The 14,920-nt window shown below is 35.1% G+C and carries 15 protein-coding genes; 12 read left to right on the forward strand and 3 right to left on the reverse strand.

Annotated elements, in window-relative coordinates; all coding sequences use genetic code 11:
* From AXA65_RS10465 to AXA65_RS10510, 10 genes are all read left to right on the forward strand, one after another.
* Positions 1–915: DUF2931 family protein (locus AXA65_RS10465; protein ID WP_063970051.1), on the forward strand; the 915-nt coding region annotated here is incomplete at its 5' end.
* Between the two features lie 304 nt (positions 916–1,219).
* Positions 1,220–1,921 carry a GIN domain-containing protein gene (locus tag AXA65_RS10470; protein ID WP_063970052.1) on the forward strand — a complete coding sequence of 234 codons (702 nt, stop codon included), beginning with the start codon at positions 1,220–1,222 and terminating at the stop codon, positions 1,919–1,921.
* Between the two features lie 23 nt (positions 1,922–1,944).
* Positions 1,945–3,669: a phospho-sugar mutase gene (locus AXA65_RS10475; protein ID WP_063970053.1), complete on the forward strand. Its 1,725-nt coding sequence runs from the start codon at positions 1,945–1,947 to the stop codon at positions 3,667–3,669.
* A 195-nt stretch (positions 3,670–3,864) separates the two neighbouring features.
* Positions 3,865–5,118, forward strand: a complete 1,254-nt coding sequence (locus AXA65_RS10480; protein ID WP_063970054.1) for a pyridoxal phosphate-dependent aminotransferase — start codon at positions 3,865–3,867, stop codon at positions 5,116–5,118.
* Positions 5,119–5,177: 59 nt separating this feature from the next.
* Entirely contained in the window at positions 5,178–5,651 is a 474-nt protein-coding gene (locus AXA65_RS10485) for an antitoxin Xre-like helix-turn-helix domain-containing protein (protein ID WP_063970055.1), read from the forward strand.
* A complete protein-coding gene (locus AXA65_RS10490) occupies positions 5,651–6,118 on the forward strand; it encodes an RES family NAD+ phosphorylase (protein ID WP_063970056.1) in 468 nt (155 codons plus the stop codon). Before AXA65_RS10485 ends, AXA65_RS10490 begins: the two co-directional genes overlap by 1 nt.
* Positions 6,118–6,840 carry a 3-deoxy-manno-octulosonate cytidylyltransferase gene (gene kdsB, locus AXA65_RS10495; protein WP_063970130.1) on the forward strand — a complete coding sequence of 241 codons (723 nt, stop codon included), beginning with the start codon at positions 6,118–6,120 and terminating at the stop codon, positions 6,838–6,840. The genes AXA65_RS10490 and kdsB overlap by 1 nt, the downstream gene beginning before the upstream one ends.
* 90 nt (positions 6,841–6,930) lie before the next feature.
* Positions 6,931–7,593, forward strand: coding sequence for a hypothetical protein (locus AXA65_RS10500; protein ID WP_063970057.1), 663 nt, complete (start codon positions 6,931–6,933; stop codon positions 7,591–7,593).
* 6 nt (positions 7,594–7,599) lie between these two features.
* Positions 7,600–8,100, forward strand: a complete 501-nt coding sequence (locus AXA65_RS10505) for a hypothetical protein (RefSeq protein WP_063970058.1) — start codon at positions 7,600–7,602, stop codon at positions 8,098–8,100.
* A 5-nt stretch (positions 8,101–8,105) separates the two neighbouring features.
* Positions 8,106–8,459: an MmcQ/YjbR family DNA-binding protein gene (locus tag AXA65_RS10510; protein ID WP_063970059.1), complete on the forward strand. Its 354-nt coding sequence runs from the start codon at positions 8,106–8,108 to the stop codon at positions 8,457–8,459.
* Here AXA65_RS10510 and AXA65_RS10515 read toward each other — a convergent pair.
* Positions 8,456–9,382: a bifunctional riboflavin kinase/FAD synthetase gene (locus tag AXA65_RS10515; protein WP_063970131.1), complete on the reverse strand. Its 927-nt coding sequence runs from the start codon at positions 9,380–9,382 to the stop codon at positions 8,456–8,458. The two genes, AXA65_RS10510 and AXA65_RS10515, sit on opposite strands and share 4 nt — an antisense overlap.
* A gap of 161 nt (positions 9,383–9,543) precedes the next feature.
* Here AXA65_RS10515 and atpD point away from each other — a divergent pair, with 161 nt between their 5' ends.
* Positions 9,544–11,052: a F0F1 ATP synthase subunit beta gene (gene atpD / locus AXA65_RS10520; protein WP_063970060.1), complete on the forward strand. Its 1,509-nt coding sequence runs from the start codon at positions 9,544–9,546 to the stop codon at positions 11,050–11,052.
* A 76-nt stretch (positions 11,053–11,128) separates the two neighbouring features.
* Positions 11,129–11,410 carry a FoF1 ATP synthase subunit delta/epsilon gene (locus AXA65_RS10525; protein ID WP_063970061.1) on the forward strand — a complete coding sequence of 94 codons (282 nt, stop codon included), beginning with the start codon at positions 11,129–11,131 and terminating at the stop codon, positions 11,408–11,410.
* A gap of 275 nt (positions 11,411–11,685) precedes the next feature.
* Here the strand turns inward: AXA65_RS10525 and AXA65_RS10530 are convergent, their stop codons facing one another.
* Both AXA65_RS10530 and AXA65_RS10535 read right to left on the reverse strand, forming a co-directional pair.
* On the reverse strand, positions 11,686–13,878 hold the full coding sequence (locus AXA65_RS10530) for a B12-binding domain-containing radical SAM protein (RefSeq protein WP_063970062.1): 2,193 nt from the start codon (positions 13,876–13,878) through the stop codon (positions 11,686–11,688).
* Positions 13,879–14,070: 192 nt separating this feature from the next.
* Positions 14,071–14,592 carry a helix-turn-helix transcriptional regulator gene (locus AXA65_RS10535; RefSeq protein ID WP_063970063.1) on the reverse strand — a complete coding sequence of 174 codons (522 nt, stop codon included), beginning with the start codon at positions 14,590–14,592 and terminating at the stop codon, positions 14,071–14,073.
* Between the last annotated feature and the right edge of the window lie 328 nt (positions 14,593–14,920).

Below are 14,920 nucleotides of genomic sequence, written 5' to 3' on the forward strand. Positions count from 1 at the left end.
TGGTGGAGTGGTGATTCTGGAGTAGTAATTGCGGGAGAACAATTTCGCCCAATTCCTGCGAAGATGAGTATCAGTTGGTTTTCTTATGCAGAAGACAAGTTTTACGAGGGGACATTTATGTTGGATCGGGATAAAATAACTGAGCTCTTTAAAAAAGGATTTACTTGTAGATCTGGTAGTAAAAGTTTTGATGATTTTAAAATAGCCTTGGCACCGGGCGGACAACTTTTTTTATATCTTTCAGGATCTAACACTGTATTAGTTGGTGTGTATCAGGCTCGAGAATATGAGGTTTCTGACTTTAAAAAAGAAATGCGTTATCCTGATTATATAGATGTTACAAGATCACAAGTAGTGAATGATTTAAAAAAACTAATGCCACTTCAGACCCAGCAAGAGATAGCTGATAAGAGAATCAGTATGCATATCTGGAAAGATATCAACCTTAGGTATCCTTGGAAGTATACAGTTGATATTGCAGGACATAATAATCTTAATTTTAGAATGTTGGAAGATAAACAGGGAGCCGATTTCATAAGTGGGGAACAGACATGGTGTTTGATTGGAGAGGGAACAGATTATTTTACACAAACCTCTTTAAAACCAATTCCACTAGAGATTGATGGTAAATTTGAAACACCAGCCGGTCGTAAGTTTACAATTCGTATTTATCCAGGAAATGTAGCAGGAGTAGAACCTCAAAAACAAGCTTATGAGATTAGAAGGGCTCGCGAACAAGAGTTGGTAAAACTTTTCAAAGATTTCTATAAGAAAATAGGGAATAAAGAATTTGAAATTCATTTAAAAATAAGCGAAAATTTCAAAATAGGAAAACTATACCTCAAGAAAGGGAAAATAGAGCAAGAGGTACCTAATGTACAGGTAGATATTTTTGATTTGACTTTTGGAAAATGATTGTTTATTTTTTTGTTGAAAAGCTTTTTCATTTTTAAATTACGCATCTACATAAATATGTAAAATATTAGAGATTTTACAATATAGTTTTGCTAGCTACCGCTATAATAATCATTACTAATTAAACAATTTAGGAAGGATTTTAAAGAGCTTTTACTTATATTTGCTTCTTAAAATTTAAAGAAAATATCGAAAATGCTTACTTTAAATTGTCTTTTCGTTAGGTGGTTTAGGTTATGAAGCTAAAGCTAAAATTTATTAACAAAAAGATTTTATTTTTATGAGTACCGTAAAATAGCTAAAAATGAAAAAATTAATCTATCTACTACTTATTTTAACAATAATCTCCTGCGGAAAAGTGACGCCAAAAGGGGAGATTCAAACTAAAGATGTAGAACTTTCTGAGTTTTCAAAGTTGACATTGAAAGGGAAATTCCGAGTGTTTTACATCCAAAGTCCGCACAATTTTGTCAATGTGGAAACTTATCCTAATGTTTTTGATAATCTGAATATTGAAGTTAAAGACAAAAATTTGTCAATTACGGAGAAAAGCGCAACGGATAAAGTGGATTTTTACAATATCACCATCTACGGAAAAAATTCATTTGATGATATTAAAATGGCTGATTCAGTGGAACTTAATATCTCAAGCCAAATGAAAGTGGAAAATTTTTCCCTTCATTTAAAAGATAATGCTAAATTTATCGGTTCAGTGATTTCAGAAAAGTCGACCATCGAAATGCTGAATAAAAGTAGAGCTAATTTGCTAGGGAAAACAACTTTAGCAAAGCTTAGTATCAGAGATACTGCGAGTATTATTTCGCCTTTTTGGTACATCAAAGATTTGGAAATCGAGTCCCAAAACGGAAATTATGCAGAACTGAATGTGGATGAAGAGATCAAAGGAAAAATCGGGAATACTTCGAAGTTGATCTATTACGGAAATCCTTCGAAAAAACTGAAAATCACTGAAAAAGCTACCATCGAAAACAAGAAAATTAATTAATTAAACTACAAACTATAAAATAAATGTCAGATACATCATCAACTTTAGATAAAGCAAAACTTTGGCTTTCCGAAACATTTGATGCGGAAACCAGAACTGCTGTTCAAACTTTAATCGATTCCAATTCGCCGGATTTGGAAGATTCTTTTTACAGAGAATTAGAATTCGGAACTGGCGGAATGCGTGGCGTGATGGGCGTTGGAACCAATCGTCTTAATAAATATACTTTAGGACAAGCGACTCAAGGTCTAGCTAATTATCTTCATCAGCAATTTTCTGGAGAAGAAATCAAAGTGGCGATTGCTTATGATGTGAGACATAATTCCAAAGAATTCGGGAAGGTTGTGGCTGATGTTTTGACAGCAAACGGAATCAAGGTTCTGTTGTTCAAAAATCACCGTCCAACGCCGGAATTGTCTTTCACCGTTCGTGATAAAAAATGTAATGCTGGAATCGTTTTGACGGCTTCTCATAACCCACCAGAATATAACGGTTATAAGGTTTATTGGAATGATGGCGCTCAAATTGTTCCGCCAGATGACGAAAATATCATCAGAGAAGTTTATTCCACCAAATTCGAAAATATCAAATTTGATGGAAACGATGATTTGATAGAGTGGATTGGTGAAGATCAAGATGATGTTTACGTTGATGCTTGTATGGAAAACTCTCTTTATCAGGATGTCGGAAGAGATAATCTAAACATTGTTTTCACATCCATCCACGGAACTACTTATACAACCGTTCCAAAAGCGTTGAAAAAAGCTGGATTTACCAAAGTTGATTTAGTTAGAGAACAAATGATTCCAAGCGGAAATTTTCCAACGGTAGATTCTCCAAATCCAGAGGAGCCAGCAGCGCTTTCTATGGCGATGGACCTTGCAGAGATCACCAATGCTGACATCGTGATTGGAACAGATCCGGATGGCGACAGATTGGGGATTGCAGTTAGAAATCTTGAAGGCGAAATTCAGCTACTTAACGGAAATCAATGTAACACAATTCTTACTTATTATATTCTTGATCAGTGGAAAAAAGCCGGAAAAATTACTGGTAAAGAATTCATTGGTTCTACGATTGTTACGTCTGATATTTTCTTTGATGTTGCTGAGAAATTCGGTGTTGACTGCAAAGTTGGATTGACAGGTTTCAAATGGATCGGAAAAATGATACGTGATTTTGAAGGTCAGGAAAAATTCATTTGTGGTGGCGAAGAGAGTTTTGGATTTATGACGGGAGATTTCGTAAGAGATAAGGATTCTTGTGGTTCTATCTTGACAGCTTGCGAAATTGCTGCTTGGTGTAAAGCTAATGGAACGACAGTTTATCAATATATGATCGACATCTACAAAGAAGTTGGTTTGTATTATGAAGGCTTGATAAATGTTGTAAGAAAGGGTAGAACTGGTGCAGAAGAGATCCAGGAAATGATGAAAAACTTCCGTGAAAATCCACCAAAAGAAATCGCTGGATCATTAGTAGAAGAAGTAAAGGATTTCAAAGAACAAACTTGTTTTGTCGTTTCTAAGAACGAGAAAAAAGTGATGGATGATATTCCAAAATCTAACGTTTTGATCTACTATACGCAAGATGGAACCAAGGTTTGTGTGCGTCCTTCGGGAACAGAACCTAAAATCAAATTCTATGTTTCTGTAAAAGATTCAATTTCTTCTGAGCAAGATTTCGTTGAGAAATTGCCTAGATTGGAACAGAAAATTCAGCTTGTAAAGAAAGATCTGAATTTGTAATTGAAAATTTTTATTTGATAAAAATATAACTCCAAATATTTTTAATAGAAAGTTCTCAATTACTAAGGCCATTTAGTTTTGAGAACTTTTTTTGTTTTGTAATTTGAATTAGTCAGTTACATTTAAGACCTTTGTAAAATCTAATAGAGAATAAAATCAGATTGTAGGTCTGAATAATAATTTAAAATCAATAAAGTGAAAGTATCAAAACTAGCATCTAACCTCGTTGGTTCAGAGATCATTAAAATCGGAAATGAAGTAAATGACCTGAAGGCGAAAGGTGCACAGATCTCCAATCTAACCATCGGTGACCTTAATTCCAACATCTATCCAATTCCTCAGGAATTGAAAGATGGAATTAATAAAGCTTATACAAACAATCTTACAAATTACCCACCAGCAAACGGTTTGCAATCTCTAAGAACTTCCGTGAGCAATGATCTCAAAAAACGTTGGGATTTGGATTATTCTGCCAACGATATTCTTATCACAGCAGGTTCAAGACCTTTGATATACGCCGTTTTTAAAACGATTGTGGACGAAGGTGATAAAGTGATCTATCCAATTCCTTCTTGGAACAACAATCATTATGCTTATTTAACTAATGCCAATGCTGTTGAAGTTCAGACCCAGGAATCCAATAATTTCCTACCAACCGCTGACGATTTGAGACCGTATTTGGAAGGTGCCGTTTTGCTTTGTCTGTGTTCTCCACTGAATCCGACTGGAACAATGTTCACAAAGGAACAATTGTCTGAGATCTGTGAATTGGTTTTGGAAGAAAATAAGAAGAGAGGTGCAGATGAAAAACCACTTTATCTAATGTACGATCAGATCTACGCCATGTTGACTTTTGGTGCTGACCATTACAATCCGGTGAGTCTTTTCCCAGAAATGAAAGATTACACGATCTACATTGACGGGACTTCTAAATGTTTCGCTGCGACTGGAGTAAGAGTTGGTTGGGGATTTGGACCAAGTTTGGTTATCGATAAGATGAAAGCATTGTTAACGCACGTTGGAGCTTGGGCTCCAAAACCGGAGCAGGAAGCCGTTGCTGAGTTCTTAGCTGACGATGTTGCAGTTGATACTTTCTTAGAAAATTACAAAGGAAAACTGAACGCAAGTTTGAAAGAGCTACATTCAGGAATCCAGGATTTGAAATCCAGAGGTTTTGCTGTTGAGAGTATCTCACCAATGGGGGCGCTTTATCTGACCATCAAATTGGATTATCTTGGAAAAACGGCACCAGACGGTAAAGTGATTGAAAATTCTACAGACCTTGTTTTCTATCTGATCAACAATGCAGGAATGGCTTTGGTTCCGTTTTCAGCATTTGGAAATGACAAGTCAGTTCCTTGGTTCAGAGCGTCAGTTGGTGGTTGTTCACTTGATGATATCAAAAATTGTTTGCCGAAATTACAGAAAGCTTTGGAAAACTTGAAATAATTGGAAAAAATTCGTTTTTAATTTGGAAAAATTTCTACCTTTGTGGAAAGGATTAAGAAATGGCAACAAATAAAGAACAAAGCGATTCCAAAAAAAATAGAGTAGAAGAGCCAATAGCTGCTTACGGGACAGTCACTTCTGTGTTTAATAGATTTGCTATCAAAGACGACTACAAATTATTGAAGAAAGCAAGGGAAGGTTTGAAAACGGATGTATTCTATTCGCTTGCTGATGCCATAAAGATGCCAGAGAAAACTTTGGCATCTGTCATCAATCTTTCTCCGAGGACAATCAGTAATTATAGAGATCAGGAAAAAGGTTTAGATCCTATCTACAGCGAGCATCTGTTAAAATTGATCAATCTATATAGCTTTGGAAAAGAGATTTTTGGAAATTTGGAAGAGTTTACTCTTTGGATGAATCGTCCATTTTGGAATTCTGATGATAAGCCGATAGATTTTATCTCCACTTCTGGGGGTGTAGATCTGATTTATGAAGAAGTGGAAAAACTAGCTCAAGGTTATCCTGTATAATGCTCGTTTACAGAATTGTTCATAAACGGTACGCTGACTCTCTTTTTGCGAGTGGCATAGAAGGAAGATGGAACTCCGGAGGAAAAAAAGTACTTTACACAGCCGAGAGTATTTCTCTTGCTTACTTAGAAACATTAGCACATCGTAAAGGATTGGGATTTAATAAAGACTTTAGGATCATGGTCATCGAGGTTCCCAACAATACAGGAATTCAAACGGTTGAATCATCAGACCTGTCGAAAGCCTGGAGAGATTTTAGGAATTATTCCGATTGTCAAAAGATTGGAAATGCCTGGTTTGATGCTGACGAAAAGTTGTGTTTAAAAGTTCCTTCCGCAGTTGTTCCTGAAAATTGGAGTGTCGTCATAAATACATTCCATAAAGAATTTAAAAAAGTAAAGCTAATTGATGTTCTCGATTTTGAGCCTGACGATAGATTGGAACAAATTATAAAACAATACAAATGATGAAGACCATCGCAGTCATTCCTGCCCGCTACAATTCCACACGATTTCCTGGCAAATTGATGGAAATACTTGGCGACAAAACCGTTATTACGACCACTTATCAAAACGTTGTGGAAACAGGTTTGTTCGATGAAGTTTTTGTAGCTACCGATTCTCAAATTATCTTTGATGAGATTTCCAAAAATGGAGGGAAAGCGGTGATGACAGGCGAACACGAGACTGGAAGTGACAGGATTGCGGAAGCTGTTAAAAACATCGATTGTGATATTGTCATCAATGTTCAAGGTGATGAACCTTTCCTCAAGATAGAACCTTTGAAGCAATTGATCGAAGTGTTCTCAAAGGATGAAAAAAAGGAAATTTCTTTGGCTTCATTGAAAATTAAATTGAGAGAATTGGAAGAAATCCAAAATTCAAATAACGTGAAAGTTATTACTGATAATCAAGGGTTTGCTTTGTATTTCAGTCGTTCTGTGATTCCTTTTCATCGCGAATTATCTTACGATGTCAAGTATTACAAACATATCGGTGTTTATGCTTTTAGGAAAGAAGCTTTGATCAAATTTTCATCCCTTGAAATGACACCTATGGAAATTTCTGAAAAACTAGAGCAATTGCGCTATTTGGAAAATGGTATGAAAATCAAACTGGTAGAAACTGATTTCGTAGGAATTGGAATAGATACACCGGAAGATCTGGAAAAAGCAAAAATGTTGATATAGAAGATTAGTTTATTTTTTAGCACTTTTTAATAATTCCCCGGAATCGATAACTTAATAAAAATCCTATCTTTGGATTCTTAAAAATTCTGAATGAAAAAAATAGTTCTCATATTCTCCATCATATTTTCCGTTTTTATTTCTGCCCAAACAGCCAAAGACATCATCGATAAAAATATCGAAAACTCTGGAGGCCTCACCAATTGGAAACTTCTGAACACCGTTCAAATACAGGGAAGAGTTACATTGGGAGTCAATGATGAATATCCTATCAAGATCTATCAGCAACGTCCAAATCTGACCAAGACAGCTATGGTTGTAGGTGGAAAAGAAACTCCAGTTGAAGGCTATGATGGGAAAAATGGCTATGCGATGAATTATGCTCAAAACAAGCTTCAACAGTATAATGATTACATTCCTGAGAGTTTTGATAACGATTTTATCGATTGGGAAAACAAAGGCTTTGAAGCTAAATTTCTGGGTAAAGAGAAAATTGGAGAGTTGTACTATTTCAAAGTTGAACTGACCAAGAACGTCAACAAATCAATCTACTATTTCGATACTAAAAGTTATATGCTTTTCCGTGAGATCAAAAAAGACGAGATCCTGACCTATTCTGATTATAAAAAAGTTGGAAATCTATTGATGTCTTACAGAATCGAATCGTCTTCACCGAAAAAAGACAGCGATTATGTAATGACAATCAACAAGATAGAAGTGAACAAAGAATTGCCAAAGAATACTTTTAAATTCTAATTTTCTATGGATTTTTTAATTGACAGAGACAAGCTAATTAAAAAATTAGAAATCCTGATCAGGGAAAATCCCAACGTTCCACTATTTAGAACACTAAAATACCATCTTCAACTTCAAGATTCTTCTTTAAAAATAAATGGTGTTTTAAGCAAAATTATTATTGATAATCAAGAAATTAATTCATCAATTGGAAAGGAAATTACCGAATTTGAAAATCATTATAAAAACATTGCAAATCTCATTGAATCAAAAGAACTTAAGAATTTAATAGAATATTTAGTAAAAAAGAAGATTTCTATTAATTTTGTGGGAAAGGCTTGGTCAGAAAATGTTTCGACATGGGTATATTTTAATACAATTTTAAATTTATCTAAAATTCGAAAAAAATTGTCTTTGAGTGAAAATATAATCGAACATAAAAACACTGATCCTAGATCTGGTCTTGAAGCTGGTTTTATTGATAAAATCACCAATGAAGGTGTGATGGGGAATTTAAAAATAATTTGATTTCTATGGAAGTAGAAGAAATTCGCGAATATTGTTTAAGTAAAAAAGCTGTAACAGAGGCTTTTCCTTTCGATCAGGAAACTTTGGTCTTCAAGGTGGGCGGAAAAATATTTGTCTTCCTTCCGATTGAAACACATCCAGCAACTTTCTCTGCAAAAGCTGATCCTGAATGGAGCGAGGAATTACGAGAAGAATATTTTCAAATCAACGGCGCTTACCACATGAACAAAATCCATTGGAATTCAGTGGTTTGTGAAGGTCTGAAACAGGATTTGATTTTTAAACTAATTGACCATTCTTACGATTTGGTCTTCAAATCTTTGACTAAGAAAATTAAAGAAGAAATCAATAATTCTTAAAACTGAAATTCCTCAGTCAATTTCTTATCCAAGTCCAAGTTTTCAATCAGCTTTTCTAAACCTTCGAATTTAATTTCGTCATGAAGGAACTCTCGGAATCTCACAGTGATCTCTTTATCATATATATCCTGGTCGAAATCCAGAATATAAACTTCCGTATGTAAAGTCTGATTTTCATTATCGACCGTTGGATTCGTTCCAATACTTAACATTCCTTTGTAGAAAGTATTGTCAATCCAAACTTCCACAATGTAAGCACCGCTTTTCGGAAGCAATTTATTAATAGGAACATCAATGTTGGCAGTAGGATAACCAATCGTTCTACCCAATTTTTTTCCGTGGATCACTTTTCCGGTCAAAGGATAATTGTAACCTAACATTTGGTTTGCATCATTGATCCTACCTTCTGACAAAGCAATTCTGATTTTTGTAGAACTAATGTTCAGATCATTCTGTTGAACAGCTTCCAATTGATTGACCTTAAAATCTAATTCGGTTGAAAGTGATTTTAGTAATTCAAAATTTCCGCTTTTATTTTTTCCAAAAGTATGATCGTGACCGATGATAATGTGTTTTACATTCAGTTTATCAACCAAAACTTGTTCACAGAATTCATTACCTGTCAGATTTCTGAACTCTTCATCAAAAGTTTTAAGGAAAATATTTTGGATTCCACTTTTTTCGAGCAATTCCAGCTTTTCTTCCAAAGTATTTAGCATTTTCACATCATCATTCGGATTGAGGAATTTTCTTGGATGTGGCCAGAAACTTAGAATGGCGGATTCCAAATCTTCATTCTTGGCAATCTCATTCAATGTATTAATAATAGATAAATGCCCAAGATGAACGCCGTCAAACATTCCTAATGATAATGCCAGTGGGGTTTTGGAGTGATAATCGTTGAAATCTGTAATGATTTTCAAATGCTGAAATTTTTTGACAAAAAGTGATGCGTTTTGTCCGGCTAAAAATACACCTAAAAATGGTGCTGTCAATTGTTATGCAAATATGATAAAAATCTTTTTTTCTGACAATGCAGATATACAAAGTTTTATTATCTTTGCGCACAAGTAAAAATTTAGTAATGGCAAACCAAATTAAAGGAAAAATTTCACAAATTATTGGACCAGTTATCGATGTGGTCTTTAATGAAGTTGAACAATTACCAAACATATATGACGCTCTAGAGATCATCAAAAGCAACGGAGAAAAAGTTGTTTTGGAGGTTGAGCAGCACATTGGTGAGGACGTTGTAAGATGTATCGCAATGGATGCTACAGATGGTCTACAAAGAGGACAGGAAGTTCTTGGAACAGGTCAGCAGATCACAATGCCAGTTGGAGAAGGCGTAAACGGACGTCTATTCAATGTTGTAGGTGATGCTATCGATGGTCTTCCAAACTTGACAAGAGAAGGAGGTTTGCCAATCCACAGAGAAGCACCAAAATTTGACCAGTTGACCACTTCAGCAGAAGTTCTTTTCACTGGTATCAAAGTAATCGATCTTATCGAGCCTTATGCAAAAGGAGGTAAAATTGGATTGTTTGGTGGGGCTGGTGTTGGAAAAACAGTATTGATCCAGGAATTAATTAATAATATCGCAAAAGGTCACGGTGGACTTTCCGTATTCGCAGGAGTAGGAGAAAGAACAAGAGAAGGAAATGACCTTTTGAGAGAGATGCTTGAGTCAGGCATTATCAAATACGGAGACGAGTTCATGCACTCTATGGAGAATGGAGGTTGGGATCTTTCCAAAGTTGATCTAGAAGAAATGAAAGATTCTAAAGCAGCTTTCGTTTTCGGACAGATGAATGAGCCGCCAGGAGCAAGAGCTAGAGTAGCACTTTCTGGTTTGACATTGGCAGAATATTACAGAGATGGTGGCGAAAGCGGACAAGGTAGAGATGTATTGTTCTTCGTAGATAACATCTTCCGTTTTACACAGGCTGGTTCTGAGGTGTCTGCACTTCTTGGACGTATGCCTTCAGCGGTAGGTTATCAGCCGACATTGGCATCTGAGATGGGTGCGATGCAGGAGAGAATTACTTCTACAAAAAATGGTTCCATTACTTCAGTACAAGCGGTTTACGTACCTGCGGATGATTTAACGGATCCAGCTCCAGCTACAACATTTGCTCACCTTGATGCAACAACTGTATTGGATAGAAAGATTGCTTCATTAGGTATCTACCCAGCGGTAGATCCATTGGCTTCTACGTCAAGGATCTTGGCGCCTGAGATCATTGGTGAAGAACATTATAACTGTGCTCAGAGAGTGAAAGAAATTCTTCAGAGATACAAAGCATTGCAAGATATTATTGCGATCCTTGGTATGGAAGAACTTTCTGAGGAAGATAAATTGGTAGTTTACAGAGCTAGAAAAGTTCAGAGATTCTTGTCTCAGCCTTTCCACGTTGCTGAGCAGTTTACAGGTCTGAAAGGATCATTGGTAGATATCAAAGACACCATCAAAGGATTCAACATGATCATCGATGGAGAATTGGATCAGTATCCAGAGTCAGCTTTCAACTTGAAAGGAACAATCGAAGAAGCTATCGCAGCAGGACAAAAATTGTTAGCTGAAAACGCTTAATTAGAAAATAGAATAAAGAAAAAAGAGTCAAGATTATCTCTTTTTTCTTTTCTCTTTACTCTTTAATCTAACTGAAATGAATATAAAAATTTTAACTCCGGAATTTGTGATCTTTGAAGGCGAAGTAGAATCTGTTCTTCTTCCTGGAAAAAGTGGGCAATTCCAAATCTATAAAAATCACGCAGCGATCGTTTCTGCTTTGGTTGGTGGAAAGGTGAAGATCTATACTGATAAAGTCAATGGTTCTTTCGAAAAATACTTGACCAAAGAAACAGAAGCAAAAAGCGCTTACTCTTACGAGATCAAAAGTGGTGTTTTAGAATTCAACAATGATAAAGGAATTATTCTTTGCGAATAATCATCTAATTCATATAGATCAAAATCCCGAAAAGCAATTTTCGGGATTTTTTTGTTTTAAGCTTTTTTGAATATATATTTGGGCAGCTTTTTCCGCCTTCCGTTCCCAATCTTTTTGCCTTAGCATTTCCACTCAAGTCGGGCTGCAGTTTCGGTGTAAATCACCATTCGATTTTAAAACACGATTTTGTCATTCCGTAGGAAACCTAACGAAGTGGTTCGACGAAGTCAATCTAAACGGTTTAGATACAAAATTCATGTAATCTTTATCTGTAATTAAAAACTCAGAATCACTCCATTTTCCTTCAACTGTTGCATCGGTTTCGAAAACCAGAACAATTCAAAATCTTCAAAGCTATTTTCAAAATCAGTTTTTAGTTGCAACAAACTCAATTTCTTTCCATTTTCAATTGAATTTTCATTGAGAATTTTAATCAACCAATGCGCTTGTTCTTTAGCCAATTCAATCTTCAAAATATTGGTTTTCAAATGAAAAGTCAATTGTGACAGCTCCCATGAATTTCCTTTTTTAGTTTTAATAAAATCTTCAGCGATCACATTTTTCTCCAGAAAAACAACCTTCGAATTCGGTTTAAAACTAAAATTTTCTTCTTCCAAAAGCGAGTCGTGGATATAATCCGGATGAATCTTCGTTTTCGGAATTTTAAAATCAAACCAACTTTGCAATGGCATTTCAAAATTGATTCCGTGCATATAATTGAACAAAGATTTCTTCAATCCAAAACTAAATTTACTATGATCGATTCCCGTTTTATCCGTAAAATCAATGTCATTATTAGCAAATAAAATCTCTTGTTTTACTGGAATTACACCATATTCCTCAGGATTGATTCCGACAGGTGAGTGCGCCGTCATCGCAAACTGATGCCAGAATCCACTCTGCAAAATGCCCATTTCGAATAACTGACGAACCATTTCCAAAGAATCCACCGTTTCCTGAATCGTCTGAGTCGGGTAGCCATACATCAAATAAGCGTGAACCATAATTCCGGATTCGGTGAAATTTCTCGTTACTCTGGCGACTTGGTCAACGGAAACACCTTTGTCAATTAATTTTAACAATCGGTCACTCGCGACTTCCAGTCCACCAGAAACTGCTACGCAACCAGAAATCTTTAGTAGGAAACAAAGATCCTGAGTGAAACTTTTTTCAAAACGAATATTCGTCCACCAAGTGACAACGAGATTTCGTCTCAGAATTTCCAATGCTACCTCGCGCATCAAAGCTGGAGGCGCAGCTTCATCCACAAAATGGAACCCGGTTTCGCCAGTTGTTGCGATCAATTCTTGCATTCTGTCAACCAGAATTTTGGCAGAAACAGGTTCGTAAAGTCTGATGTAATCGAGAGAAATATCGCAAAAGGTACATTTCCCCCAATAGCAACCGTGCGCCATTGTGAGCTTGTTCCATCGGCCATCGCTCCACAAACTGTGCATTGGATTGGCAATCTCAATGACGGAAATATATTTGTCTAATTGCAGATCAGAATAATCTGGCGTTCCGACTTGCGCTTGTTTGTAATCATGTTTTGTGGAATTGTTTTTATAAGTAACTTCTCCGTTTTCAATTAGGAAAGTGCGTTTTAAAGTAGCCTCAAGATTCTCTGTCTGACAAACATTCTCATAAACGAGTTCAAGAGGTAATTCGCCGTCATCCAAAGTGATGAAATCCACAAATTCAAAAACCCTTTTATCCTTGACTTCTCGAAGTTCTGTATTTGGAAAACCGCCACCCATCGCAGTTTTGATGTGTGGATAATGTTCTTTTATGAATTTGGCACATAGAAACGCAGAGTATAAATTCCCCGGAAAAGGGACAGAAAAACAAACCAATTTTGGCTGAACCAATTCGAGCTTGTCTTGAAGGATTTTTAAAGTAAAATTATCTATAAAAGTCTGATCATCATTTAATTTAAAATATAATTCATCAAAAGAATTGGCGCTTTTCCCCAAACGTTCTGCATATCTGCTGAACCCAAAATCGGAATCTACATTTTCAACAATATAATCCGAAAGATCTTCCAAATACAACGTTGCTAAATGTTTCGCTTTGTCCTGCAAACCCATATTTCCAAAAGCAAATTCCATATCATCCAACTGGTTGAAACGGGAAGCTTCTGGCAGAAAATTCATTGAACAAATTTGTCGCGCTAAAGTTGGATTTTTATTTTGTAGAAAGAGGATAACCTGATCGATCGTTTTGATGTATTCATCTCGTAAAGCAAAAATACGCTGTGAATTTTCAGAAATAAATTTGATATCAATTTCCTTAGAAAAAACTTTCTGAATGCCATCTTTTGAAAACAACTGCAAAATCACTTCTATCCCCAAATCGATTTGATAGCTTGATATATTTTTGGTGTTCAAAAAACCTTTGATATAAGCGGTCGCTGGATAAGGCGTGTTGAGTTGCGTGAAAGGAGGCGTGATGAGAAGAATATCTTTCAAAAGAAATTTTTTGCAAAGATAAGTTTTATAAAATTTGAAAATCGAAGATTATTTGAGAACAAAAATTTATTACAGAATATCTTAACACAAAAGTCAAAAAATATATTTGAGTCATTTGAGCTTTCAAGAAGTAATAAAAAGATGAATAATTTTAAATTTTCTTTCGTGACTTTTGTGGTTCAAATTCTAAAACTAATTTTCAAACGTTTCAAAAGTTCCGTCCTCATAAAAAAACACAATTCTTTTGACATTTTTCTTTTTTGAATCTTGTTTTTGAATGGAATTTTCTAATTGCTGAGAATCGGATAAAATATTTTTTTCAGCTACTTGTGCAGAAATATTGGAATCTCGCGATTTTGGTTTTTCTACTTTATCTTCACTTTCGGTAATGCCAAAATTCTCATCATTGATCAAAGAAAACAGATCTGGTAATGACGGTTTTTTCTTTTCTACAATTTCTGGCTTTTCTTCGACAACAGGTTCTTCAGGTTCCTTTTCTGAAATCAGCATTTCACCTTCACCTGTAATAAGCCAATCCCATTCGAACTTTGGAAATGCCGTTTTTATTTTGGTGATGAAATCGAGAGAAGGTTTGTTACGTCCAGAAATGATATGAGAAATGCTTGAACGTTGCACACCAATTTCTTCCGCAAATTCTGCTGGCGTCAGCTCCGAATACTCGATTACTTTTGTAAATCTATCAGTGAATTCCATTTCACAAATGTAATGAAATCTAATTTAAAATTCGTCACATATGTAATCGTGTATTGATTACTTTTGTAAACTATTTGATACAGTCTTAAGTAATTGATTTTTAATTAATTAAATAGATAAATGTTTGTAAGTTAGCAGAATTGCTACAAATCCTGTTGAAATGTGGAAAACTGTACTTTTATTAATAGTTGAATTTTTCATTTTAATCATCTAATTAATCATAAAAATTTTAAAATACTAAATTTAACTTTATTTAAAGTTACGTAAGTGTTTAATAATTAATTAAATGTATTTAGATTAAAATAATAACTTTTGTGTTTTGTTCTTA

Source organism: Chryseobacterium sp. FP211-J200, assembly GCF_001643375.1.
Taxonomy (GTDB): domain Bacteria; phylum Bacteroidota; class Bacteroidia; order Flavobacteriales; family Weeksellaceae; genus Epilithonimonas; species Epilithonimonas ginsengisoli.